Below are 8,523 nucleotides of genomic sequence, written 5' to 3'. Positions count from 1 at the left end.
TCATCAGCCGCTCCTGCAAGGTGGTTTCTTCAACGACCTCAGCTTGACACCATTCCCCGGTGAAAGGGCCGTCCACCACATCACCTCAAATGCGGATGGACCCCTGTACCAGAAACTGCTCGACTCATGCTAGAGAGAACGGTTAATGTCGCTGAGGATCGCCGCCAAATGCACGATCTGCCGCTCCAACGATGATGCTGACTGTTTGGACCATGCCTATAGAATCGCACGCCGGTCGTTTGTTGTGAATCTTATGTCAACACCAGTGAACTAGTTTATTTTATGAAATGGGTGTTCAATGACAAATCTAGAAAAGTCTCTTCAGCGTTGGATGAGTTTGATATTCGATTTGGGAGATTTTCATTTTGATTTCGTATTTTCTACAAATAATTTGTCTGATTTTTTAGATAAAATATCAATGAACACGCGATTTCATCTGCGGCAAGGTTATTTTGATAGCGCCTTCTACAGTGAGCAGTGGAAGATATACTCAGGACATTCAATAGATTTTCTTAATGAAAATAATGCGATCTCTCATTTTTGCTCGGTTGGAGAACGATGCGGCCTTTCTCCTGCGCCTTGGTTTAACCTTTCGTATGCAAAATCAAACATCTCAGAATCCAAACGGGGGGATTTTACGTTTTTTTCTTGGTTGAATGAAATAGAATTTTATGACATTTCACCTTCTTTGCTAATTGATTTTAAGGTTATCCGTATTGTTCTGGAAAAAATGAAATCAATACCTTACTGGAAAAACGTACCATCGACAGCAACGTCGTTTGATATTCTTAATGCATTGGGCGATATGAGTTGTGAACCTTTCCCGGTCACATCTCTCTATTGTTGGCCAAAATTCGTACGTTTGCCGTCATTAGAAGATAAAATAACAACACTGTCGTCCATCTGTCGCATGTCACTAATCGAAAAACCTTCAGAAAGCCTATCATTCAACCCATATTTTGATGCTGCGTGGATAGCTGATCAAGCTGAAACTACATATTCTAAGCAGATTGATGCTCTCAATGACTATGTCATTCGGCTCCAGTTTTCCTGGATCAGGCCATCGCAGGAAATTGACTTGGCTTATGACTGCCGTTGCGAATTCTTGAGCATTGAGGATACATATAATCAAGGGCCATATAAAATTTTCATGGTAAAAATGTTTGAAAGATATCTAGATGGAGATAATCATCAATATTCGCAATACAAATCTTCAACAATTATTCGTAAAAGTATTGATTCAAATTATTATCGTAAAAAGTACTTACATAGTTCCAAAATAAGCACGTGGGAGCCTCAAGATCCAATCGATCACTATATAGTGATTGGCGCAGCTTCTGGGCATTCACCCGTGCCATGGTTTAATGAAACGTCTTACCTCACCCTTAACCCCGATGTCGCGCAATATGTTGCAGAAGGAAAAGTAATAAGTGGATATATACACTATTGCCTGACGGGTCGTGATCTTAATTTTCAGCACACAATTAATTACTCTTATTGCGATTCCGCTCTAATATTTATGTTAGTAAAAATAACAGAAATATCCAATAGAGGGATATGTGTTATTTTCGGAATTATTAATAACAAATATGTGGATTTTCCAGAAAATACAAATCGTCAATGCAGCGAAGTCCAGGAAAATTCTGCTGCTGAGTATTTGTTTATCAATTTCAAAGCGCTTATTGGTTATTTGAAAAAAATAACATTCCCACACTCTGGCCTCGTTGCAATTATTGTAAAGGGCGGAAGCTATTTAGGAAAAGTGAATTTGCAGAAATTGGAGATAGAAAATTTGAAGCACCCAGACATTTTGCTCATCGATGGAGAATTTACTCACGTGACAGCCGTTCTTCCAGATGGTAAAATAAATAATTCTTCCATTGCAAAACTTCTTGAAAGGACGACGATGATAGCATTTAAAGTGGATGCAGTTACAAATGATTAAAAGCGCGGCCTCCTGCCTAAGAGTCTGATTCGAAAATATTTGGAACTGTATCAATGCCTTACGTTACGGCGAACAAAGAGTTGAACGGATGTGATGAAGCGCCATGCGGTAGCGGAAGCGATGGTCTGTTTGAAGTCCTTTGTGAGCCGTCGGTTACGGTTAAGCCATGCCAGGGTACGCTCCACGACCCAGCGCCTGGGCAAGACCTCGAAGCCTTTGGCGGTGTCGGATCGCTTGATGATGTCGATGGTCCATTTTCCGATCCGGCGCAGCGCCTCTTTGAGCTTGTCTCCGGCATAGCCGCCATCGGTGAAGACGTACCACAGCCACGGGAAGGGCTTGACGATTTCGGCGAGCGCCAGCGGCGCGCCGTCATGATCCTGGATGTCGGCGGCATGGATCACAGCATGGCCGAGATTGCCCTGGGTGTCGGTGAGGATATGGCGCTTGCGCCCCTTGATCTTCTTGTCAGCATCATGGCCGCTTGGACCACCGGACTCCGTGGTTTTGACGCTCTGGCTGTTGATCACGCCGGCACTTGGGCTGGCTTCGCGCCCCTGCGCCTCACGCATTGCCATCAGCAGGACGTGATTGGGCGTGAGCCAAAGGCCGTTGTCGCGCCACAGGTAGAACCAGCGCCGCACCGTCGAGACCGGCACCGTCGAGACCGGCGGAAAAGGGCGGCAGCATCCGCCGCGGCAGGCCACCGCGAATCCAATAAAGGGTTGCTTCGACGATCCCGTGCAGCTGCCATTTACGCAGATGCCCCACGGAGGACGCGGGTGGAAGCAGTGGTTCCAGCAAAGACCATTCAGCATCGGGTCAAGTCAGCTTGGCAAAGCCAGACCGCTACGGGCGTGAAGAGCGCGGGTGGTACTCCACATTGGGGATGCATGGTTGTTTTTGGCAAAAAGCCCCAATCACCAGCAAACCGCGTTGTCAAGCTAACCAGCTGATACCACTCAACTTAATTTCGGATCAGCCTCTCTAACATTGGTGTGGAAATGGATGATTTTGTCTCAGATATTTTAGCTTGCGTCCAGGACGAACTCAGTTTCGAACTGAGAGCAAGGGTGGCTGGCATGCTAGCAAAAAACCGCACAAGAGAGATGGAAAAGGCTTTCCCCGAACACCGTTACGGTAACCCTAATGCAGGTAACGAACTAAACAATAAAGGGTATCATCGGCTCGGTCGCGTCTTAGACCGTGATTCTGTTAAGCATGCGATCAATTTCTTGAGTAATCGAAAGGTTTATGCGGCGCACGTTCCAGTCTATAGTGACGGAGTCGCAAGAAACATTAAAGATACAAAGAAAATATCTGATTATGGTTCTTATAAGCTATCCGACGTTATTGAGACTCCCGGAATATTAGATTTGGCGCTTCGCGATGATATTTTAGATATAGTGACCGACTATATCGGCGCTCCCCCACTCATTTATTCTATGCATGCGTGGTGGACATACGCTGACCGGCCGACGCCGGGACTTACCCATAGCATTCATCGTGATCAAGATGATTATCGATTTGTTTCGCTTTTCCTTCTTCTGACTGATGTGCCAACGCTCGAGGATGGACCGACAGTATATTATGCTGGGACTCACCAGGCGAAAACCCTTGCTCCAATTTCTATCGCACATCCATCCCCGTCCGTACGCGCTCTTGCTCATCAAATCGGGACTTTGAACAATTTCTTTCCACCGTTATCTGGAAATGCATATCATATCAGCGACTTGCTACGGAGACTGTTTAAGTCAGAGGAAGTCATCTTTACCGGGATGGCAGGAACTGCCGTTCTAGCTGACACCTTCGGTTTTCATAGTGGAACGCAGCCTGTTGAAAATGATCGATTGGTTGTTTGGCTTCGCTATGGCTTGTATCGAAATTTAGCCTATCAGATTGATAAAACAAGCCCTGTTCCTATCAACACTGAAATATATCAGCGCCTGACGCCGATACAGCGTGAAATGACGAAGTTGCTGATTAGCAACAAATGAGAGGGATGACCATGTCTAGAGTTTCAGATTTTGATAATTTTCTTTCTCGCTATCGAGTTCTCGGTGGTCCTTCATATTATATTGTCTCATTATTTTCTAAAGGTGACACCTATCTCTTAGGGTCTGTTGCGCAGGAACTCTATAAAATTCATCGATCCAGAGGATTTCGGGTGGTTCTTTTTGTGCGAGAATCGCACCAAGACATTGCTGAGCTTTTTGCCGACCGACGGGTACGTTTTATCCTTGTTCCAGATGAAGACATTGATAGGCTGCAGAAAATTGCTTTTGATAGCGGCTACTGTTCTCCTTTCAAGCCGGAGTCGCTGTTACTGGTGCATCCAGCATTCATGGGCAGCCAGTCAATCGATCAGTTGACTTTTGTCGGCGCTCTTTCCCAGATCGACATGTACCGCTATCTGCTTCAAGTCCCACTTGGGGGATCTTTCGATATTGGGAGTATCCCTGAGTCATGGTTTAATAAAGGTCGGCGTTTGGCTAGTTCTCTGGATATCACACCCGGCGAAGGTGTCTTGCTGCTGCCCGGCTCAAATAGTTGGCCGGAATTGGACCCCACGTTTTGGCAACAACTGACACAGCGCTTGGAGGCTTCCGGTCTCCGCGTTTTCGTGAACTCAGTTCGCAATAGTAAACAGGAAAGGCGGGTCGAATATGAAATCGGGACCCCGATTTCCTGTGATCTGCCGACGCTCTTCGGGCTATCTCAGGAAATCGGCTGGGTAATCGGAACTCTGACTGGAGTTATGAACATCATGATTTCCACTCAAACGAAGTGCGCTAAATCGTTACTAGCACGAGGCCCTGGAACCGGAAAGAAACAGGAGTTTGGTCCGACTGTTAGCTTTGCTACGGCTTTTCCGTATGCCTTTCAGCGAACTTACGATGGATGTGACTACGACATTGAAGAATTTGAGGTTACACCACAAAATGAATGTGATGTCATTAACGATCTAGTGGAAAGCTGGAATAGAATTCGCCCTAATGGAAGCGCTATTCGGCGTCGACAAATTCAAGCAATCGCAAGTTTTGGTGATGTCATTGATCGAATTTCTATTCTTGAGGTAAAGAAATTACGAATAAAGAAACAAAATATTAAATACAACTGCAATAGAGAAATTTTACGTCTTTGGTCAGCTCTATCAGTTGAAGGAATTTATAAAGCAGATGTTGCCGTTGAACTTGAGAGTTTGATTGACATCAATACCAAAGCGTTTGTTGCTAATGAAATACTTCATGAAACATTCGATCAAAGCCCGATTGGCCATACTAATTGGTCAATCAATGCTCAGAATGCTGATGAGTTATACAATATCGAATCAGTTGCTAAAGCCTTCCGTTTGTCACAGCACTTGAACCGTCAACGTGTCGCATGGAAACAGGTCATCGATAGGAAGTTTGGTTCATTAATATCTGAAGAAAAATCTTTTATTTGCGACTTGGAAGAGGAGAAATAATTATGTTGGCGAAAAAGCTATTCGGAAATGTTGGAATTCTAGAAGACATTCTTTCTCATCCGGCCTCAATTGAAGCAACATGGGGAGCGTTTCCTGATTTGAATCGAGTTATAGATTCCACTGATTTGGCAATTCAAACATTTGTCAATTCTGGAGATATCACCAACTGGAAGGCTTGCGCTGGTTCCAACGAAATTGAATTTAAAAATTTCAAGCGCCTCTTGATTATCGGCGCTCGTCGGCGCCTCTCTCCGTTTGATCTGATAGAATATATAGCGACTGAATGCTTCCATAATGTCCAAGTAATTGATCCAGATGACTATTCAATAGAAAGCTGGATGAATGGAAATATTGATATATCAACGGATGTTGATTGCATTTTCTATTTTCTTCCAGAGCATAGTCTATTGCCGCCATGGATAAAATTTATGAATGCGGTGAAGTTTTCCCTTATCTCTGATTTCGATTTCTTTCCCAGTAAACTGGTAGAATTAGAAGAGTCCTTTGATGCATTCTTTGTGCTTGGGTGGAGTGAATTGAAAGAAGCTGTACGCTTATTTAATAAGCCAGTCAGCGTGTTTCCTGCTATATTTACGTTAACAGAAAATCAAAAAACCGCTGGGCAAGATCGCAGAGTGGCCGATCTCATTTTGTCTGGTTCTGTAAATTTTCCAGGCTCTCTTGGAAAAATCCACATAGTTAATCAATTGTCTAGATCTAATAAGAAAATTTTTCTGCAAAATGGTTTTATTTCTGATTCCGATTACGCAATTTTACTTCAGAAGATAAAATTCAGCTTAGTTTCGATCCGTCATCATGATTCATGCTCAACTCGGGCATATCAGTCATTGTCAAATAGCTGCATCCCTGCTGTTCCTAAAGGAAATGTTTTTGAAGGTCTGTTTCCTTCGTTTTGCTATTTAACTTACACGTTTCTTTCTTCTGGTGAAATTGATATTCCTGCACTTGACAATGCTATTGAGCGATTTCAATTCCCTAGCCATGAAGCTTTAACTGAGGTTCAGAAACACTTTTCAGTCAAGCTAGTATGTGACCGGTTTCTCCGAGCGCTCATGGTTTTCATATCCGCCATTCGGCAGGCCTGGATGGATAGCAACTCTTCTTCTTTTTCAAAGCCATTTCTGGAACTGGATCCAGTTGCGCCACTAGCGAACTTAACTGTTCTGCGTCGTGGTTATCTGCCTCATGGAGGGCGTAGCGAGGTATTAGATGAGTTCATGCGCTATAAATTAGAATCTCATGATCGATTTATTTTAGCTGTTTACCATACAGATATGAGAGGAAAAAGAATTTTAGTAGGACAGCGTCAGATATCTCGACTTTATAATTCTTTAGGATGTGATTTTTCTGTTGTTGCTGCGCGCAATGCTCAATATTTGACTGATTGCACAAAAGAAACATTTATGGACAACTACAGGAACGCCTGCGCTAGCTTCATATGCGCAATTGCTGCAAATCCAACATCTATTGAGATATGGTATAATTTAATTAAGTCTGTTTCTATATTTGGCAATAATAGTGATATCAATAAAATTAAAACCATATTTTCAATTTTTGGATGGCCGCATTCAAGTGGAAATGCTGAACTTTCTAGTTTCAGCATGCTTCCTTTTGATTTCTATTGTAATGTTGACGATGGAGGTGCAAATCCTATTTATAGCTACTTTAGTGAAGAATTTCTGCCGAGAGAACAGCTCCAAGTTCGTATCCTCTGGTTACTACGTTGGCGGCTGGGAGCTTCATCTTTTAAAAATTTTATGGTCGAGGCACCGATAGCATGGCGTGAGGCTGGTGCCAACATTTGCGATCAGTACGCAGAATATCTTGAGAGCAATATTCGGCCTACGGTTATTTCTAGTAACATGATGCATATTTCATTCGATATTGAAGCATTTACATTAATGAACACCAGCGAGTTGTTGATCGCTGAGGCAGCCCATAGTGAAGAAGTTATGAGCGATAGATCTCTTCTTTCCGCGCGAAAATTACGAACTGCGAGTCCAATGCTGACTTTCGGTCAGCGATCAACTATAGTCATGGAGGAATCGGTATCAATTACTGGCCCCACTTCAGTTGGCGGTCATGGTATAAGTTGGATTCGTGTTTTTCCAGGCAATGTGAAACCATCCGGTCATGCTAACGCTTTTGTTGATGATGTATGGTCTGTGTCTGCCTGTGGTATCTATACACATAATGATATCGACAACATTATACCTGTGAGAAACTGCGTTCCTAGTTTAGACGGATTTTTGTCAAGATTAATTAACATAACATTTTGCCTGACACAAGAAGAGTATGTGGCAATTTTTTTGGCCCCTTGGTTTGAAGAGGCCGTAGATTTTTGGGAAGATAGTAGAGTGCTCCCCAGAGAACTAGTAATTTTTGTTGATTCTGTGGGGAACCCCGTGGGCCTTATCTGCTCGAAGGCCGCTTATCTTTCTGTCGGTGGATTTGACGAAGGCATCCCGGTGTCAGTTAGTGAAGAATTGGCACGCATGAAGCTACGGGCGATCAACTTCGGCTTAAGTATCCGCTGTGTGAAGTTTACGCTCCAAGATGATGCATTTATCCGCCCATGGGTGCGTGAGTTGAGAAAGTGTTTTTCTGGGGTTTCCTGGGAAAAATACCAACTAACTATTAATTCTTTTCCATTGTCCAAAGAATATGAAGCTCGGAAAATAGGAAATCGATGGTTAAAGACTATAGGTGATCTTTATGAATTTCTCTATACTGGATTACATTCCTGCCAAGGAATTTTTATTGATAAAATTGATGAACAGGATAATTTGACTCTGTGGAAAACTTTTGGCGATCGCTATATCTTAGTCTCCAATAGTGTAGCCGCTAATTTGAGCGGCCCTGGAGCTTCCGTAGCGCAGATGAAATGCATTCTCATGTCCTGAGAACGTAACCGACTGCCGATAGCCGCCTTGCGAGGAGTGAGGGAAGCGGGCTGAGTAGGGGCACCGCGGATGGCTGCGGCTTGCTCCTGTATCCAGCCCCATGACCTTGGCGCATAAATCAGCGAGAGATTGGCTGGTGCAGTGCAGCGGGGTAGGAAGGTGGCCCCGCTGAAGCCGAGACCCCG

4 protein-coding genes and 1 pseudogene are annotated in these 8,523 nt (G+C 43.8%); 4 read left to right on the top strand and 1 reads right to left on the bottom strand.

What is annotated here, in order from left to right; genetic code table 11:
• Positions 1-298: 298 nt before the first annotated feature.
• Positions 299-1,945, top strand: a complete 1,647-nt coding sequence (locus EJ903_RS25815) for a hypothetical protein (protein WP_126620745.1) — start codon at positions 299-301, stop codon at positions 1,943-1,945.
• A gap of 50 nt (positions 1,946-1,995) precedes the next feature.
• Here EJ903_RS25815 and EJ903_RS25810 read toward each other — a convergent pair.
• Positions 1,996-2,829 (bottom strand): annotated as a pseudogene (locus EJ903_RS25810) (IS5 family transposase).
• Positions 2,830-2,949: 120 nt separating this feature from the next.
• Here EJ903_RS25810 and EJ903_RS25805 point away from each other — a divergent pair.
• From EJ903_RS25805 to EJ903_RS25795, 3 genes are read left to right on the top strand one after another with little or no spacing between them, the layout of a single operon-like run.
• Complete coding sequence (locus tag EJ903_RS25805; protein WP_126620744.1) at positions 2,950-3,942, top strand: phytanoyl-CoA dioxygenase family protein; 993 nt, start codon at positions 2,950-2,952, stop codon at positions 3,940-3,942.
• A 5-nt stretch (positions 3,943-3,947) separates the two neighbouring features.
• Positions 3,948-5,414: a hypothetical protein gene (locus tag EJ903_RS25800; RefSeq protein WP_126620743.1), complete on the top strand. Its 1,467-nt coding sequence runs from the start codon at positions 3,948-3,950 to the stop codon at positions 5,412-5,414.
• 2 nt (positions 5,415-5,416) lie between these two features.
• Positions 5,417-8,338 (top strand): hypothetical protein, encoded by a 2,922-nt coding sequence (locus tag EJ903_RS25795; protein ID WP_126620742.1) that lies wholly within the window; start codon positions 5,417-5,419, stop codon positions 8,336-8,338.
• Positions 8,339-8,523: the final 185 nt, after the last annotated feature.

Origin of the sequence: Azospirillum griseum, from assembly GCF_003966125.1 — a bacterium.
Taxonomy (GTDB): Bacteria; Pseudomonadota; Alphaproteobacteria; order Azospirillales; family Azospirillaceae; genus Azospirillum; species Azospirillum griseum.
The sequence above is the reverse complement of the archived record's forward strand: the minus strand, read 5'-3'. Positions and strand labels throughout refer to the sequence as shown.

Bases quoted from the DNA above. Each gene is read 5' to 3' on its own strand.
- EJ903_RS25815 (WP_126620745.1), top strand. From the start codon at position 299: ATGACAAATCTAGAAAAGTCTCTTCAGCGTTGGATGAGTTTGATATTC.
- EJ903_RS25805 (WP_126620744.1), top strand. From the start codon at position 2,950: ATGGATGATTTTGTCTCAGATATTTTAGCTTGCGTCCAGGACGAACTC.
- EJ903_RS25800 (WP_126620743.1), top strand. From the start codon at position 3,948: ATGACCATGTCTAGAGTTTCAGATTTTGATAATTTTCTTTCTCGCTAT.
- EJ903_RS25795 (WP_126620742.1), top strand. From the start codon at position 5,417: ATGTTGGCGAAAAAGCTATTCGGAAATGTTGGAATTCTAGAAGACATT.